The sequence below is a fragment of the Streptococcus rubneri genome (assembly GCF_004785935.1).
GTDB lineage: Bacteria > Bacillota > Bacilli > Lactobacillales > Streptococcaceae > Streptococcus > Streptococcus rubneri.
In genome coordinates, this window is record NZ_SRRP01000001.1 from 531,292 (window position 1) to 545,255 (window position 13,964).

General features: G+C 42.7%; 18 protein-coding genes and 1 riboswitch. Of the genes, 1 reads left to right on the forward strand and 17 read right to left on the reverse strand.

The genetic code is table 11. The annotated features are described in order from the left end of the window. Positions 1 to 58: 58 nt before the first annotated feature. Genes E5S68_RS02790 through E5S68_RS02830 form a run of 9 tightly spaced genes read right to left on the reverse strand, consistent with a single transcriptional unit; the run spans position 59 to position 6,941 of the window. The gene (locus E5S68_RS02790; RefSeq protein WP_135782259.1) at positions 59 to 661 is read right to left on the reverse strand and encodes a lysozyme family protein; all 603 of its coding nucleotides are present in this window, start codon (positions 659 to 661) and stop codon (positions 59 to 61) included. Then, positions 661 to 1,635, reverse strand: a complete 975-nt coding sequence (locus E5S68_RS02795) for a nucleoid-associated protein (RefSeq protein ID WP_135782260.1) — start codon at positions 1,633 to 1,635, stop codon at positions 661 to 663. The genes E5S68_RS02790 and E5S68_RS02795 overlap by 1 nt, the downstream gene beginning before the upstream one ends. An 8-nt stretch (positions 1,636 to 1,643) precedes the next feature. Further along, entirely contained in the window at positions 1,644 to 2,900 is a 1,257-nt protein-coding gene (gene glyA, locus E5S68_RS02800; RefSeq protein WP_135782261.1) for a serine hydroxymethyltransferase, read from the reverse strand. 11 nt (positions 2,901 to 2,911) lie between these two features. Continuing rightward, a complete protein-coding gene (locus tag E5S68_RS02805) occupies positions 2,912 to 3,343 on the reverse strand; it encodes a GNAT family N-acetyltransferase (RefSeq protein ID WP_135782262.1) in 432 nt (143 codons plus the stop codon). Next, the gene (locus E5S68_RS02810) at positions 3,333 to 3,944 is read right to left on the reverse strand and encodes an L-threonylcarbamoyladenylate synthase (RefSeq protein WP_135782263.1); all 612 of its coding nucleotides are present in this window, start codon (positions 3,942 to 3,944) and stop codon (positions 3,333 to 3,335) included. Before E5S68_RS02810 ends, E5S68_RS02805 begins: the two co-directional genes overlap by 11 nt. Further along, positions 3,931 to 4,767, reverse strand: a complete 837-nt coding sequence (gene prmC / locus E5S68_RS02815; protein WP_135782264.1) for a peptide chain release factor N(5)-glutamine methyltransferase — start codon at positions 4,765 to 4,767, stop codon at positions 3,931 to 3,933. The genes E5S68_RS02810 and prmC overlap by 14 nt, the downstream gene beginning before the upstream one ends. Then, complete coding sequence (gene prfA, locus E5S68_RS02820; RefSeq protein WP_003007273.1) at positions 4,767 to 5,846, reverse strand: peptide chain release factor 1; 1,080 nt, start codon at positions 5,844 to 5,846, stop codon at positions 4,767 to 4,769. Before prfA ends, prmC begins: the two co-directional genes overlap by 1 nt. A gap of 15 nt (positions 5,847 to 5,861) precedes the next feature. Next, positions 5,862 to 6,335, reverse strand: coding sequence for a GNAT family N-acetyltransferase (locus E5S68_RS02825; RefSeq protein ID WP_135782265.1), 474 nt, complete (start codon positions 6,333 to 6,335; stop codon positions 5,862 to 5,864). A 21-nt stretch (positions 6,336 to 6,356) separates the two neighbouring features. Then, a complete protein-coding gene (locus tag E5S68_RS02830; RefSeq protein ID WP_135782266.1) occupies positions 6,357 to 6,941 on the reverse strand; it encodes a thymidine kinase in 585 nt (194 codons plus the stop codon). Positions 6,942 to 7,053: 112 nt separating this feature from the next. On the opposite strand from E5S68_RS02830, the gene E5S68_RS02835 reads away from it, so the two are divergent. Further along, the gene (locus E5S68_RS02835) at positions 7,054 to 7,236 is read left to right on the forward strand and encodes a 4-oxalocrotonate tautomerase (protein WP_001117401.1); all 183 of its coding nucleotides are present in this window, start codon (positions 7,054 to 7,056) and stop codon (positions 7,234 to 7,236) included. Positions 7,237 to 7,413: 177 nt separating this feature from the next. Here the strand turns inward: E5S68_RS02835 and E5S68_RS02840 are convergent, their stop codons facing one another. From E5S68_RS02840 to E5S68_RS02870, 8 genes are all read right to left on the reverse strand, one after another. Beyond that, the gene (locus tag E5S68_RS02840) at positions 7,414 to 8,760 is read right to left on the reverse strand and encodes an MATE family efflux transporter (protein ID WP_135782267.1); all 1,347 of its coding nucleotides are present in this window, start codon (positions 8,758 to 8,760) and stop codon (positions 7,414 to 7,416) included. 116 nt (positions 8,761 to 8,876) lie between these two features. Further along, positions 8,877 to 10,139 carry a nucleobase:cation symporter-2 family protein gene (locus tag E5S68_RS02845; protein ID WP_135782268.1) on the reverse strand — a complete coding sequence of 421 codons (1,263 nt, stop codon included), beginning with the start codon at positions 10,137 to 10,139 and terminating at the stop codon, positions 8,877 to 8,879. Further along, entirely contained in the window at positions 10,139 to 10,720 is a 582-nt protein-coding gene (locus E5S68_RS02850) for a xanthine phosphoribosyltransferase (protein ID WP_135782269.1), read from the reverse strand. The genes E5S68_RS02845 and E5S68_RS02850 overlap by 1 nt, the downstream gene beginning before the upstream one ends. Positions 10,721 to 10,794: 74 nt before the next feature. Further along, positions 10,795 to 10,890: riboswitch (purine riboswitch) on the reverse strand. Then, positions 10,883 to 11,866 carry a GMP reductase gene (gene guaC, locus E5S68_RS02855; RefSeq protein ID WP_061563986.1) on the reverse strand — a complete coding sequence of 328 codons (984 nt, stop codon included), beginning with the start codon at positions 11,864 to 11,866 and terminating at the stop codon, positions 10,883 to 10,885. (Overlaps the previous riboswitch by 8 nt.) A gap of 179 nt (positions 11,867 to 12,045) precedes the next feature. Then, on the reverse strand, positions 12,046 to 12,768 hold the full coding sequence (locus E5S68_RS02860; RefSeq protein WP_135782270.1) for an alpha/beta fold hydrolase: 723 nt from the start codon (positions 12,766 to 12,768) through the stop codon (positions 12,046 to 12,048). Beyond that, positions 12,765 to 13,325: a sugar O-acetyltransferase gene (locus E5S68_RS02865; RefSeq protein ID WP_135782271.1), complete on the reverse strand. Its 561-nt coding sequence runs from the start codon at positions 13,323 to 13,325 to the stop codon at positions 12,765 to 12,767. The genes E5S68_RS02860 and E5S68_RS02865 overlap by 4 nt, the downstream gene beginning before the upstream one ends. A gap of 57 nt (positions 13,326 to 13,382) precedes the next feature. After that, positions 13,383 to 13,508 carry a hypothetical protein gene (locus E5S68_RS10780; RefSeq protein ID WP_267471994.1) on the reverse strand — a complete coding sequence of 42 codons (126 nt, stop codon included), beginning with the start codon at positions 13,506 to 13,508 and terminating at the stop codon, positions 13,383 to 13,385. A gap of 256 nt (positions 13,509 to 13,764) precedes the next feature. Then, complete coding sequence (locus E5S68_RS02870) at positions 13,765 to 13,962, reverse strand: twin-arginine translocase TatA/TatE family subunit (RefSeq protein ID WP_023023286.1); 198 nt, start codon at positions 13,960 to 13,962, stop codon at positions 13,765 to 13,767. Positions 13,963 to 13,964: the final 2 nt, after the last annotated feature.

The window sequence follows — 13,964 nt, forward strand, 5'->3', positions numbered from 1 at the left end:
GTATCAAAGTAATAAAAAAGGGGACCTTAAACCCCTTCAGCTATCTATAAGATAATGATCAAAACCAAGAAAAGAGTTTCATGATCAATTGATTGACCTCAACGAGACGCGAATAATAATAATTTCCACCATTTACGTAAAGCTCTGATCCATGTAGGATAGAAATGGGGTGAAGGTAGAGATAGGTTTTCCCTGTTACATTACCAAGGCTCGGCGCGACCACCTTTTTTGAGTATTGGCGGGCCAAGTCTAGACTGTTCTTTCCACCATTTTTAGCCACGTAATCAATATAATCCTGGCCAAAGTTATAGGCTTGAACAGCGGTCCAAGAATCTACTTTCTTGTCTTTGGCCTTACGCAGGTTATCAGACAAGGTTAAAATACCTTGACGAATACTTTCTTTGTTATCGGTGATCGAATTGGTCTGCCCGGTTGCACTTTCACTAGCTTGCATGACATCATCTTCTTTACCCTTGGTCTCAGTATAAATCATGGCAAGGATGAGATCCTCGTTAGCGCTAGTATCCTCTTCTGCTAAGACTTCGCGCACCAAGTCCCGATAGGTCATGACTTGTTTGACATCGCGATGGATATGATAGCCCTTGTATATGCCGAAAACGAGCAAGAGACAAAAGAAAATTTTAATTATTCGTTTGATCATTATTTACTCTGAATATCCTCTATATTCTTAATCAAAATCGAGTAGGTTCCATTATCGTTCTGGATAAATTCTACCGATTCTGCATCTTCGTAGACATGATTGGGAACTAGGAGTTCAATCCCATTGGAGAGAGATAGTTTCTGGTTCTCAAATTTCTTTAATTGGCGGCTGGCATCAATTTCATCAAAACGGACAGGCTCAGGAATAGCTTCTTTGACTTGGTCGACAAAGCTGAGACGAGCTGTAAGATTGGAATCAAATAGGTCATTAGCGAGTTCTTCGGGTGAGAGCTCATTCTTCTCTTCCAATTGATTGAAAATAGCAGACTTGACCTTGGATTGGAATTGGAAATCATCCTGATTAAAATTCTCAGCAATACGGTTAGCTGTCTTCTCAATTTCCTTGATGGATTTCTTAGGGGAAATTTTTGGAGCTACTTGGAGTAAGGCATCCGAAAAATAATTAAGAAAGGTTCCATTGTACTTGATTCGTTTTTCAATCAAATAGTATTTTCGACTTTGTAAGTTGATTACCAAAGCCTCGTCAGCACCTGTTCCGAAACCAGGTAAGTTATTCTGAGTTAGCTTGATTGGGTTATCCACTTCCCCACCAAGATGGGTCAAGGTTTCCCGCAAGGCGATCCGAAGAAAGGCAAAATGATCCACCCCTTCTTTTGAGAATTGGATAAACACCAAATCGTTGGTCTTTTGATTCTCAGAGACGACAAATTCTTCTTTCCAGCGATTGGCTACGGCTACTGAAGTTTCTAGGAGATCATCCGTGATCATCTCAAGGAATGGATTGTCTTCCTCAAAAATACCAGTCTTGGCCTCATCGGAATAGACCTGCTCAATCTTTTTGCGCAAGTACTCCTCAATTTTTGGTGTGATATTCAGGAATTTATCCGCTAAATAGAGTTCAGTATCGTCTGGGCTGAATTGATGAATGATGGCTTTCTTTACGTAAATATCCATAAGATGGTTTAGTCCTCATAAAGTGGGAAGGCATCTGTCAAGGTTTTGACTTGGTCCCGTACTTCTTCTAAAACAGCTGGTTGATCCGCATTCTTCAATGCTTTGATGATCAATTCAGCAACTGTACGGCTTTCTTTTTCACCAAAGCCACGGGCTGTAATGGCTGCTGTCCCAATCCGAATCCCACTAGTCTTAAATGGAGATAGGGTTTCATAAGGAATAGAGTTTTTGTTAAGGGTGATGTTGACTTCATCCAGCAAGTTTTGAGCTACCTTGCCATTTTCGACAACTTTGGTGACATCAACAAGGAAAAGATGGTTTTCGGTTCCACCAGAAATGACACGGAAATCTGAATCTTGCAAGAAGACATCTACCATGGCTTTACTGTTTTTAATCACATTAGTTGCATACTTTTTAAAGGCAGGATCAAGTGCTTCCTTGAAGGCTACTGCTTTGGCTGCGATGACATGCTCCAAAGGTCCGCCTTGGATACCAGGGAAGATTGCAGAATTGATCTTCTTCGCCAAATCTTCATCATTTGTCAAAATCAAGCCACCACGTGGGCCACGAAGAGTTTTGTGAGTCGTCGTAGTCGTGATGTGAGCATAAGGAACTGGGCTTGGATGAAGACCTGCAGCTACCAAGCCAGCGATATGGGCCATGTCAACCATGAGCTTGGCCCCTACTGCATCTGCAATCTCACGGAATTTTGAGAAATCAATAATCTGAGAGTAGGCTGAAGCACCAGCAACGATGAGTTTTGGTTTGACTTCTTGGGCTTGTTTTAAGATAGCGTCAAAATCCAAGAGTTCTGTTTCAGGATCCACACTGTAGGATACAAAGTTGTAGGTTTGACCTGAGAAGCTCACAGAAGCACCGTGAGTCAAATGGCCACCAGCAGCCAGATCCATTCCCATAACAGTGTCTCCAGGCTCAATCAAGGCCATATAGGCAGCACAGTTAGCCTGACTACCTGAGTGGGGTTGAACATTGGCAAACTTAGCACCAAAAATTTCCTTTGCTCGTTCAATCGCCAAGCTTTCAACGACGTCTACAACATCTGTCCCACCGTAGTAACGACGACCCGGATAGCCTTCGGCATATTTATTGGTCAGGATAGACCCTTGTGCAGCCATAACTGCCTTTGAAACGACGTTCTCAGAAGCAATCAACTCGATATTGTTTTGCTGGCGCTCCTCCTCTTTCGCGATGGCATTCCATAGGTCCGCATCGTAAGCTTTGTAATCTTCTTTATCAAAAATCATAGATCTTCTCCTTAAATAAATTTTATAAAACGTTTTTGTAGCTTATCGCAGCTATAACCGACATGTTCGTAGAAGGCATGAGCCTCAATGCGGTAATCAGCTGAGTTTAAGCGAATAAAAGCGTACACTCTTTGTTTGGCTTCTTGTTCTAATCCTTGAAGCAAAGTTTTCCCGATGCCTTTTCCTTGCTGATCTGGTAAAACCGCAAGAGCCAGAACATTAAAACCTGGATCCGAGTAAAGTGACTGGTAAACTTCTGCATGAACATAACCAAGCAGTTGTTGGGTCTCGCTATCTTCAAACCCGATGAAAAAATGGTGAGCATCTTTAGTTAGTTTAGCTAGTTGCTGGGCTGTTTTCTCAGTAGAAAAAGAGTAGCCTAATGCTTGCTCGTTAATCTGACTTAAAGCCTCCACATCTGTTAATAAAAGGTTACGTAACATCTTCTTCCTCCCAGAAAGGAATCTCTGGTACACGCTCAAGGATCTCCGAACGTGTAATGGCACCCTGACGCAAGATGCGAGCTTTAGGACCCGTGAGGTCTAGAATAGTTGAATCTTGGCCAGTTAGAAAGCTATCGTCTTCAAGTCCTAAAACTCCATGGCCAAGTTCCTTAAGAATTTGCTGGCACTGGGTTCCACTAGCTTTCCCTGAGAGATTGGCAGAAGGTCCGATCAAGGGACCCGTTTTACGAATTAATTCCAATGTCTTTGGATGCGCTGGCATCCGAAAGCCAACCGAAGCCATCCCGGAATTGATCCAAGCTGGAACCTTTTCATTAGCCTCAAGGATGATGGTTAAAGGGCCTGGTAAAAAACTTGCAACCAATTTGGACAGGTAGGATGGTTGATTCTTCGAATAAAATCGAATTTCTTTTTCGCTGGAAATATTTAAATTCATAGCCTTCTCGCGAGGGCGTTGCTTTAGAGAATATACCTGATCAACTGCTGTTTCATCCAGAGCTTTGGCAAAGAGGCCATAGACGGTTTCTGTCGGTAAGACAACTGCGCGGCCAGCTTCTATTTCTTTCTCAAATGAATCCATTGTCTACTACTACCATTCTATCTTGTCCAAATTGGTCTTTTAGAACTCGAACTTGTTTGTCAGGAAATACCTCTTGAAAGAGCTCTTTGACTTTGGCTCCTTGCTTATAACCAATTTCTAAATAAATCTTTCCGTCTGGTGTTAAAACACTCGGTGCTTGCTGGGCAATCTTTTCGTAGATAGCATAGCCGTCTCTATCCGCAAAGAGGGCTAAGTGGGGCTCAGAGGCTAAAACGTTCTCTCCAACTTCATCTACATCATCCCGAGAGATATAGGGAGGATTAGACACAATCAGGTCATAAGGACCTTCTATCTGGTCCAGAACGTCTGAAGTTTTGAAATCAACTACTGCTTCTAGCTGGTTAGCATTTTCTTGAGCAAGCTCCAAAGCCTCTTCTGACACATCACTAGCTTGAATCTGCCAGGAAGGTCTAGCAATGGCTAAGCTAATCGCAATGGCGCCACTACCTGTTCCGATATCCAGAACTTGTAAGGTATCCCCATCATTTTCTTCCAGAATGAGAGAGACCAATTCTTCTGTTTCAGGTCGTGGAATCAGCACGCGCTTATCAACCGTAAAAACATGGCCACAAAATTCGGCGCTCCCAATAATATACTGGGCAGGGACGTGATGTTTCAACTGCTCAAAGATGGAATCAAGTAAGGCCTGATCCTCTACTTCCACTTCTTTTTGCAAGGCAAGGACAAAGTCTGTAAAGGTCCAGTTTTTTAAAGCACGATATGCGAAGGAGAGGCTTTCTGCTTCCTCTCCAACGGCTATTAATGCTTCTTCATACTGGGCTAATAATGGTCCCAACAACATTATTTGTTCAACTCTTCTAGTTTTTGTGTTTGATCATACAAGACTAAAGCATCGACCACTTCATCTAATTTACCAGATAAGATGGTATCCAATTTTTGAAGGGTCAAGCCAATCCTGTGATCGGTCACACGGTTTTGAGGGAAGTTGTAAGTCCGGATCCGCTCTGAACGGTCACCAGTACCGATAGTAGACTTACGCTCAGCGTCCTGCTCGTCTTGGGCAATCTGAGCAAAGTGGTCAGCCACACGCGCACGGATGATCTTCATGGCTTTTTCACGGTTCTTCTGTTGGGTCCGTTCTTCCTGCATCTCTACCTTGATGTTGGTTGGCAAGTGGACGATACGAACGGCTGTTGCAACCTTGTTGACGTTTTGTCCACCCGCACCAGATGCGTGGTAGATGTCAATCCGAAGGTCTTTTGGATCAATGTCGTACTCAACTTCTTCAATTTCTGGCATGACCAGAACGGTTGCTGTAGAGGTATGGACACGACCTTGGCTTTCCGTCACAGGAACGCGTTGTACCCGGTGGGCACCAGATTCATACTTGAGTTTCGAGTAGACCGATTGACCAGAAACCATGGCCACTACTTCTTTAATTCCGCCAACGCCATTGTAGGAAGCTTCCATGACTTCAAAGCGCCAGCCTTGGCTTTCCGCATATTTTTGGTACATCTGCAAGAGGTCGCCAGCAAACAACTGAGCTTCGTCCCCTCCTGCTGCTCCACGGATTTCCAAGATAATGTTCTTGTCATCATTTGGATCTTTTGGAAGAAGTAAGATCTTCAGTTTTTCTTCATACTCTTCTTTTTCAGCCTTGGCATCTTTCAGCTCTTGCTTGGCCATTTCTTCCAAATCTGCATCTCCGCCTGCTTCCTTGATCATTTCTTCAGCATCGACGATATTTTGAAGCACTTGCTTGTACTCTCGGTAGGCTGTCACCGTGTCGCGAGTGGAAGCCTCTTCTTTTGAAAGCTCCATAAAGCGTTTGGTATCAGAGACTACATCAGGGTCACTCAGTAATTCTCCTAACTCTTCATAACGGTCTTCTACAGCTTGTAGTTGATCATAGATATTCATGTTTGCTCCTTAATTCTAGGTTGTTAGATCATAGATTGCTACAATTTCGTCTTCTATGACTTGGCCAGTCTCTTTAAATCCATAATGGAGATAACAAGATCTCGCATGTTTATTTTCTGGTTCATAAGATAACCAAAGACTTGTTGCTTTTCCAGCTGGCTCTGTTCGAACAAAGTCAATGACTGCATCCATAGTCGGTTTAAAATAGCCTAAACCTTGAAATCGTTTATCGATCATAAAACGAAATAACAAGTAGTTCCCCTTACTGATCCCAATTTTCCGGTCATAGGCAATCATAACAAAACCAATTAATACTTCCTTATCATAAACTGCTAAGGGAGCTATAAAATCACCATTTTTATCATATACATAGGCTTCAGCTAAACTAATGGAATTGGATGCAATAAAATTCCTTTGGTTTGGATGAACTTCTAGATTTAAAACGTTAAAATAATTCTCTATTGTAATATATTTTAAACAAATAGACATTTTTATCCTCTCTAAAACGTTCTAGACGCTTTCAGTTGGGATGTCTGGATTAAAATAATGCTTGCGGCAAACCGAGATATAGGTCTCATGCCCACCAATCTGGATTTGCTCTCCGTCGTAGACAGGTTTGCCCGCTTGGGTGCGCAAGACCATGGTCGCTTTACGAGAACAGTATTGGCAGATGGTCTTGATCTCTTCGATCTTGTCCGCTAGCAACAGCAAATGTTCAGAACCCTCAAAGAGTTCGTTTCGGAAATCATTTTTGAGGCCAAAAGCCATGACGGGCACATCTAGTTCATCAACGACTCTCGCCAAGTCATAAACGTGATGGCGTTTGAGAAACTGAGCTTCATCGACCAAGACGCAGTAGGGTTTTTCTTCTAGCCCTTGGATATAACCGAAGATATCTGTATCGTCTTCAATTGCGATGGCTTCCCGTTTCATACCAATCCGGCTAGAGACTACTCCAAAACCATCACGTGTATCGATGGCAGAAGTCATGATGACCACGCCTTTGCCTTGTTCTTCATAATTATGGGCTACCTTCAAAATTTCGATGGTTTTACCTGAGTTCATCGTCCCATATTTATAATATAATTGTGCCATTTTCCTTCTGTTCTCTCTAAAAGTGTTTCATTATATTTTACCATATTTTTGCCCAGCTTTGTATCCCAAAATGTGATAAAATAGACTTAAGATTTATAGAGGAGGTGGCGCAATGCCATTTGTACGTATTGATTTATTCGAAGGGCGCACCTTGGAACAAAAGAAAGCTTTGGCCAAGGAAGTAACCGAGGCTGTCGTTCGGAATACAGGTGCACCACAATCTGCTGTCCATGTCATTATCAATGATATGCCTGAAGGAACCTACTTCCCTCAAGGTGAGATGCGCACTAAATAAGAGAGTGGGACAGAAATCGGTAATTCGTTAGAATTCGATTTCGTGGTCCTACCTCCGCACAGTTGAGTAGGGCTGTAAAAGCTGATGAAATCAGCGTAGTAGAGCCCACTCAACCACTGCGTTTTGCTCGATAATCCAAAGACAATTGAGAGGCTAGGACTTTTGTCCCAGCCTCTTTTAGGAAATTTGGTATTTCTTTTGAATCTGCCATAGTCGCATCTGGTAACAAATACCACTAACGACAATGCTAGAAATTAAGCCAATCCAGTAGGCATACGGACCTAGGTTGGTGACATGGTCTAAAAAGATCCCCAATGGAATAGAGACACACCAGTAACTAAAGACACCAAGTAAGAAGGGAACGGTAGTATCCTTGTAACCCCGAAGAATCCCTTGAATCGGTGCTGCGACTGTATCTGCTATTTGGAACAGTAGACTATAGGTCATAAAGATGGCTGTCTGGTGGATAAATTTCGGATCAGTTCCATAGAGACCCGCCACTTGATAGCGATACAGATAGAGGAAAGTAAGGGTAAAGAAGGCAAATCCAAAGGCTGTCCAGCGTCCGATCCGACAATATTGACGAACGACATCGGGACGACCAGCCCCAATCTCGTAGGATACAATAATAGCCATGGTATTGGAGATGCTAGCTGGGAAAGCGTACATAAGGGTTGAGAAGTTCATGGCCGACTGGTGACTGGCAATAGTCATAGATGGGAATTTAGCCATGAGCAAGCCGACTACAGAGAAGATAATCACTTCAGCAAATACAATCCCTCCAATCGGTAAGCCCAGGCGAATCGTCTCTTTCATCTCTTTGAGGTTGAGAGGTTGAATCTTCCATAGTTGGTAGATAGCTACTTTAGGGTGCTTAAAGAGGATCAAAAAAGCAATGATGAGGAGGACCCAGTAGGCCAAGGATGTCCCTAGTCCCGCTCCTGCTCCTCCTAGCTCAGGTAGACCAAAAGCTCCATAGATCAACATGTAGTTAAAACTAGCGTTTAAAGGCAATAAGAGGAGCATGAGGTACATGGACAAGCGAGTGAGCCCTAAGGTATCCAGCAAGGAACGGACCACACTAAAGAGTAAAAGAGGCAAAATTCCTAGAGAGAGAAAGGCTAAATAATGGGTCGCAATCCCAGCTACGACACTTTCTAAACCGATTTTTCTTAAGACAATCGGTGCAATCAGCAAGACAAAAGCGATCAAGAGGACAGCCATCATAAAAGAGAGATAAATGAATTGATAAAAATCAGAAGCAATTCTTTTTTTATTCCCCTGCCCTAAATGATGACCGATAATTGGTGTTAAAGCTGACACAATCCCTGTTAAAAAGGTAAAAAAGGGATTCCAAAGACTAGTGGCAGTCGAAACTCCAGCTAAGTCCAAGGTATTGTATTGTCCTGTCATGGCTGTATCAACAAAACTAGCAGAGTAGTTAGCAAGTTGATAGACCAGGAGAGGGATAAATAGACTGACAAATAAGCGCAAGCGCTCTTTAAAATGATGGGTTAAATACATGGTAGGACTCTCTTCTTATCAAGTTAAAATTTTCTCTTACCACTCTACTATATGTCTCCTTAAATGTCAAAAAAATTAAAAAACTGAAGATCTAACGGATCCTCAGTTTATTTAGATTATTTTTTGTTGCGGTTCAAGATGGCGTTCAGAATAATTGCTAAGACGCTGGCAACAACAATTCCGTTTGCAAAGAACATTTTAAAGGCGCTTGGTAGGCCATTAAAGAGGGTGCTGTTGTTCAATCCTACCCCTGCTGCAATCGATACAGCCGCGATGAGAAAATTGTGCTCATTGTGTTCAAAATCAACACGCGCAAGGATCTGCATCCCTTGAATAGATACAAAACCAAACATGACCAACATAGCTCCACCAAGTACTGGACTTGGGATGATTTGCGCCAAAGCTCCAAACTTAGGAAGGAGACCAAGAAGAACGAGGAAACCAGCCGCGTAGTAGATTGGAAGACGGGTCTTGATACCAGATAATTTCACCAAGCCGACGTTTTGTGAGAACCCTGTGTAGGGGAAGGTATTGAAGATACCACCTAGAAGTACGGCCAACCCTTCAGCGCGGTAGCCATTACGGAGGCGCGTGCTATCAATTGGATCTTTTGTAATATCTGAAAGAGCAAGATAGACACCAGTCGATTCGACCATAGAAACTGTCGCGATGATACACATCATGACGATTGAAGTGATTTCAAACTTAGGGGCTCCAAAGAAGAATGGTGTGGGAACGTGAACGACTGGAGCTTGTGATACGGGTGCGAAGTCCACCAAGCCCATAGAAGCCGCGATAGCGGTTCCTACAATCAACCCAATCAAAATAGAGATGGATTTGATAAAGCCTGTCGTATAGATGTTGACTACAAGAATAATGAGAATGGTAATCACGGCCAAGAGCAAACTTTGAACCGTTGGTTCTTCGGCGTTGTTTCCCATATTTCCGATCGCTACTGGAATCAAGGTCAAACCAATGGTCGTAATGACAGATCCTGTCACGATGGATGGAAAGAGGTTGGCGATTTTTGAGAAGAAACCTGAGACCAGAACCACGTAAATCCCTGAAACAATCAAGGCACCAAACATGGCCCCACTACCATGGCTAGCCCCAATCATGCTAAGAGGTGCTACAGACTGGAAGGCCACCCCAAGGACGACTGGAAGACCAATCCCGAAATGTTTGTTTAACTGCAATTGCAGGAAGGTGGCTACCCCACACATAAAGATATCTGTAGAGATGAGATAGGTTAGTTGCTGGGCATTATATCCCAAAGCGCCCGCAATCATAATCGGTACTAGAATAGAACCCGAATACATGGCTAATAGGTGTTGCAAGCCTAGAATGGCTGCCTGTGAATGGTTTTCTTGTTTTTGCATTAGATGTCTGCCTCCTTAAATACAACCTGACCATTTTCAAAACGGTCCAAACGAGCAAGTGAAACAACTGGGTAGCCGAGTTCTTCTAGTAGTCCACGGCCATCCTGGAAAGATTTCTCGATGACGATACCGACCGCTTCTACACTGGCACCAGCTTGTTCGATGATCTGGATTAAGCCCTTAGCTGCTTGGCCATTTGCTAGGAAGTCATCAACGATTAAGACGCGATCATCTGGTGTTAAAAACTTGCTAGCAATGGAAACCGTACTGGTCACTTGCTTGGTAAAGGAATAGACTTCTGCTGTCAAAATCCCTTCATTCATGGTAATATTCTTGGCTTTTTTGGCAAAGATCATGGGAAGTTCCAAAGCTTCTGCCACATAGAGGGCAGGAGCGATCCCGGATGCTTCAATGGTCACAACCTTGGTCAGACCAGCATCTTTAAAGCGGTCCGCAAAAGCCTTCCCAATTTCTTTCATCAACTGGTAATCCACTTGGTGGGTCAAGAAGGAATCGACCTTGAGGATATTCTCTCCCAAGACATATCCGTCTTTCAATATGCGTTCTTCTAATAATTTCATGTTTTCTCCTAAACAGTTTGGAACAAAAATAGAGACTTACTAAGTAAGCCTCTACAGAATCCAAGTATCACTGGATCAATCTAAGACTTACTTATTGTTAGGTGTTCCGGCACCTTGTAGAGACCTTGCGCCAATCCGCAAGATAAATAAGTAATTGTAGTTTTAATGAGAGTCACCATTCCAGATAGAATTCTTTACGATGACATAATCGACATGCTTGAGATCAGCAACCTTGCGACCTCCAGCATAGGAAATAGAACTTTGCAAGTCTTGCTCCATCTCTGTCAAGGTATCTTGCAGATGACCTTTGGCTGGTAGAAGGATTTTCTTACCTTCAACATTTTTATAGGCCCCTTTTTGGTACTCTGAAGCAGATCCATAATACTCTTTAAAGGCTTCCCCATCGACTTCAACGGTTTTTCCTGGGCTTTCAATGTGACCTGCAAAGAGAGAACCGATCATGACCATACTAGCACCAAAACGAATGGATTTCGCAATATCTCCATGGGTCCGAATTCCGCCATCTGCAATAATCGGCTTGCGAGCTGCTTTTGAACACCAACGAAGGGCAGCTAATTGCCAACCGCCAGTACCAAAGCCAGTCTTCACTTTTGTGATGCAGACCTTACCAGGTCCGATCCCGACCTTGGTAGCATCTGCTCCGGCGTTTTCCAACTCACGAACAGCTTCTGGGGTTCCGACATTTCCTGCGATGACAAAGGTATCTGGTAATTCCTTCTTGATATGCTGGATCATTTGGATGACGCTATCTGAGTGTCCGTGAGCGATATCGATGGTGATGTATTCTGGTGCGTCGTCCTTGAGTTGAGTCACAAAGTCGTACTCATAGTCTTTTACTCCAACTGAAATGGAAGCAATTAAGCCCTGATCGTGCATACGTTTGATAAAGGGAATGCGACCAGCTTCGTCAAAGCGGTGCATAATGTAAAAATATCCCCCTTTAGCCAGTTGTTCTGCCACATCCTCATCCAGGATAGTCTGCATGTTGGCAGGTACCACTGGTAGCTTGAAGGTGTGCTTACCAAACTGAACGGTCGTGTCAGCTTCTGCACGACTTTTGATAATACACTTGTTAGGGATTAATTGAATATCTTCGTAATCAAAGATTGGAAATTCGTTTAACATACGGATTGGAATCTCGTTTCTAAATTTTAAATCGTGATGCGTCATCACTACGTCTTCCGACGTTTCCATTCAAGATTATAGCAAAGATACGGAGTCGATTCAATTAGTATGCTGATTATTGAATTAATGTTCGGAAATTACCAGACGATTAGTTAGAGCAACTTCTTTATTTGAGTTGTTTATGAACAAATCTGAAGCCAATTGATGATTTCTTTGCTGACAAGATTAGGAACGGCTGTATAAAAATCGTGACTGAGATCCTTTAAGAGTACCTTCTTGATAGAAGGATCTAAATTTTCAAGTGCTCTAGTTCTCCAATCGGGCTCATCTTCGTATTTAGGTCCGATGAATAAGGCCTTGGTATCCGTTAGTGGAGCTTGAAAAGATCGAAGCTCCCTTCTGACTCTCAGCAGGGAAAGAACAGCTTGTGGATCTAGATCCAGTTCATAATGATGGAGGTCAGGATTCCAACGATAACTGGATTGGATGGCCTTTACAGTGGCTTGCGAAGGATTGTCAGTATCTCCAAGTTCACTTGCAACTGCTTCCTCTAGAGATGAAAATACCTGTTGCTTCAGATAGGCGAGTGTCTCTTCGATTTCCTGTTCTAGTGGTAAGATCTGGTCCATATCAAGATAGCCACCATCTAGCAGAACCAGGCGTGTAATTTGCGGCATTTTGGATGCTAGGTATCGAGCCAAATCTCCACCCAGTGAATGGGCAATGATACAAGTATTTTCATTAGAATCCGCATGGGCTTCAAACCAATCTACTAAATCTTTTGCAGATTCCAGTTTCACCCTATAGGGATCTAGATAGGTGATGGGAAAAGGAAAGTAGGAAGCAAATTCGGTCATATGATTTTTGTTACTTCCGAGACCTCCGATAAAGTAAAACTTCATTCTTTCACCTCTATTTTCTTAATGATTCTGGCTGGATTACCAGCTAGGACCACATTATCCCCGAAGGATTTGGTCACCACTGCTCCTGCTCCAACCACGACATTATCGCCTATGGTCACGCCTGGAAGGATGATAGCTCCCCCACCCGCCCAGAAGTTGTCTCCAATCGTTATTGGAGCTCCATATTCTTTTCCTGAATTCCGCTCATCTGGATCTAGCGGATGGAGAGGGGTGAGAAATTGGCAATTGGGGCCAATCATGGCATTCTTTCCAATCCTGATCGGGCAAACATCCAGCATGGTTAGGTTCCAGTTGGCATAAAAGTTCTCTCCCAAGTGGATATTCACTCCATAATCACAAGCCAAAAAAGGATGAATGGAAACATTATTCCCTGTGGATCCGAACCAACTTTTTATGAGTTGGCTCCGTTTCTCCCCATCTGCATCTTGGTTAAAGGTAAATTGCTTGGTCCGAGCTTCTTGGGCCAACTTCCTCAATTCTGGATCCATGGGACTGTAGAACTCGCCAGTAATCATCTTTTCATATTCCGTTTTCATAATTATCTCCCGTCTGATAGTAAAAAACCACTCATAGTGAGTGGGCTTGTTTATCTCTTAATGGTACATCAGGTAGCCATCGAAGAGCTCAAATATTTTTCCTATCGCTCGGAAAACAAGAGCAGCAACAAGGGCAAGCAGCAAGAAGTAAGCTACAGCAAAAATCACACTAATGATCATCATGACACACTCCTATTTAATGTACTTTTTCCACCCTCTATTATACTCCTGGCTTATTTTAGATTCAAGGAAAACGCTATCAAAATTTGATTTGTTTTCAATTTGTAATTTACAAAAATTTTCAGACGGTTCAAAAATAATAAAAAGCAGGATTCTTACTCAGATATCGTTTTAACTATCTACTCCTGCTTTTTTACTATTATTGAAAATGAAAGAAAAAAAGATAGTTCTGTCAGAAAATATTATGAAAGGTAAGCTATTATTCTTCGAGCTTATCAGTCTTTTCTTTCTCCTCTTCTTTTTCAGTTGCACCATTGTTGACGGCTGACTTGAATTCAGAAAACATTTTTCCAAGCGAGTGTCCTAACTCAGGCAAACGCTTTGGTCCAAAGATTAAGAGGGCTCCCAGGATAATAATAATCAGGCCTGGTGCACCGATATCACGTAAAATTCCCATAT

Excerpts from the sequence above, each read along its gene's own strand:
- E5S68_RS02835 (WP_001117401.1), top strand. The coding sequence starts at position 7,054 with ATGCCATTTGTACGTATTGATTTATTCGAAGGGCGCACCTTGGAACAA.
- E5S68_RS02795 (WP_135782260.1), bottom strand. The coding sequence starts at position 1,635 with ATGGATATTTACGTAAAGAAAGCCATCATTCATCAATTCAGCCCAGAC.
- E5S68_RS02830 (WP_135782266.1), bottom strand. The coding sequence starts at position 6,941 with ATGGCACAATTATATTATAAATATGGGACGATGAACTCAGGTAAAACC.
- E5S68_RS02840 (WP_135782267.1), bottom strand. The coding sequence starts at position 8,760 with ATGTATTTAACCCATCATTTTAAAGAGCGCTTGCGCTTATTTGTCAGT.
- E5S68_RS02850 (WP_135782269.1), bottom strand. The coding sequence starts at position 10,720 with ATGAAATTATTAGAAGAACGCATATTGAAAGACGGATATGTCTTGGGA.
- E5S68_RS10780 (WP_267471994.1), bottom strand. The coding sequence starts at position 13,508 with ATGATGATCATTAGTGTGATTTTTGCTGTAGCTTACTTCTTGCTGCTT.
- E5S68_RS02805 (WP_135782262.1), bottom strand. The coding sequence starts at position 3,343 with ATGTTACGTAACCTTTTATTAACAGATGTGGAGGCTTTAAGTCAGATT.
- E5S68_RS02845 (WP_135782268.1), bottom strand. The coding sequence starts at position 10,139 with ATGCAAAAACAAGAAAACCATTCACAGGCAGCCATTCTAGGCTTGCAA.
- guaC (WP_061563986.1), bottom strand. The coding sequence starts at position 11,866 with ATGTTAAACGAATTTCCAATCTTTGATTACGAAGATATTCAATTAATC.
- E5S68_RS02825 (WP_135782265.1), bottom strand. The coding sequence starts at position 6,335 with ATGTCTATTTGTTTAAAATATATTACAATAGAGAATTATTTTAACGTT.
- E5S68_RS02810 (WP_135782263.1), bottom strand. The coding sequence starts at position 3,944 with ATGGATTCATTTGAGAAAGAAATAGAAGCTGGCCGCGCAGTTGTCTTA.
- E5S68_RS02870 (WP_023023286.1), bottom strand. The coding sequence starts at position 13,962 with ATGGGAATTTTACGTGATATCGGTGCACCAGGCCTGATTATTATTATC.
- E5S68_RS02865 (WP_135782271.1), bottom strand. The coding sequence starts at position 13,325 with ATGAAAACGGAATATGAAAAGATGATTACTGGCGAGTTCTACAGTCCC.
- glyA (WP_135782261.1), bottom strand. The coding sequence starts at position 2,900 with ATGATTTTTGATAAAGAAGATTACAAAGCTTACGATGCGGACCTATGG.
- E5S68_RS02860 (WP_135782270.1), bottom strand. The coding sequence starts at position 12,768 with ATGAAGTTTTACTTTATCGGAGGTCTCGGAAGTAACAAAAATCATATG.
- prfA (WP_003007273.1), bottom strand. The coding sequence starts at position 5,846 with ATGAATATCTATGATCAACTACAAGCTGTAGAAGACCGTTATGAAGAG.
- E5S68_RS02790 (WP_135782259.1), bottom strand. The coding sequence starts at position 661 with ATGATCAAACGAATAATTAAAATTTTCTTTTGTCTCTTGCTCGTTTTC.
- prmC (WP_135782264.1), bottom strand. The coding sequence starts at position 4,767 with ATGTTGTTGGGACCATTATTAGCCCAGTATGAAGAAGCATTAATAGCC.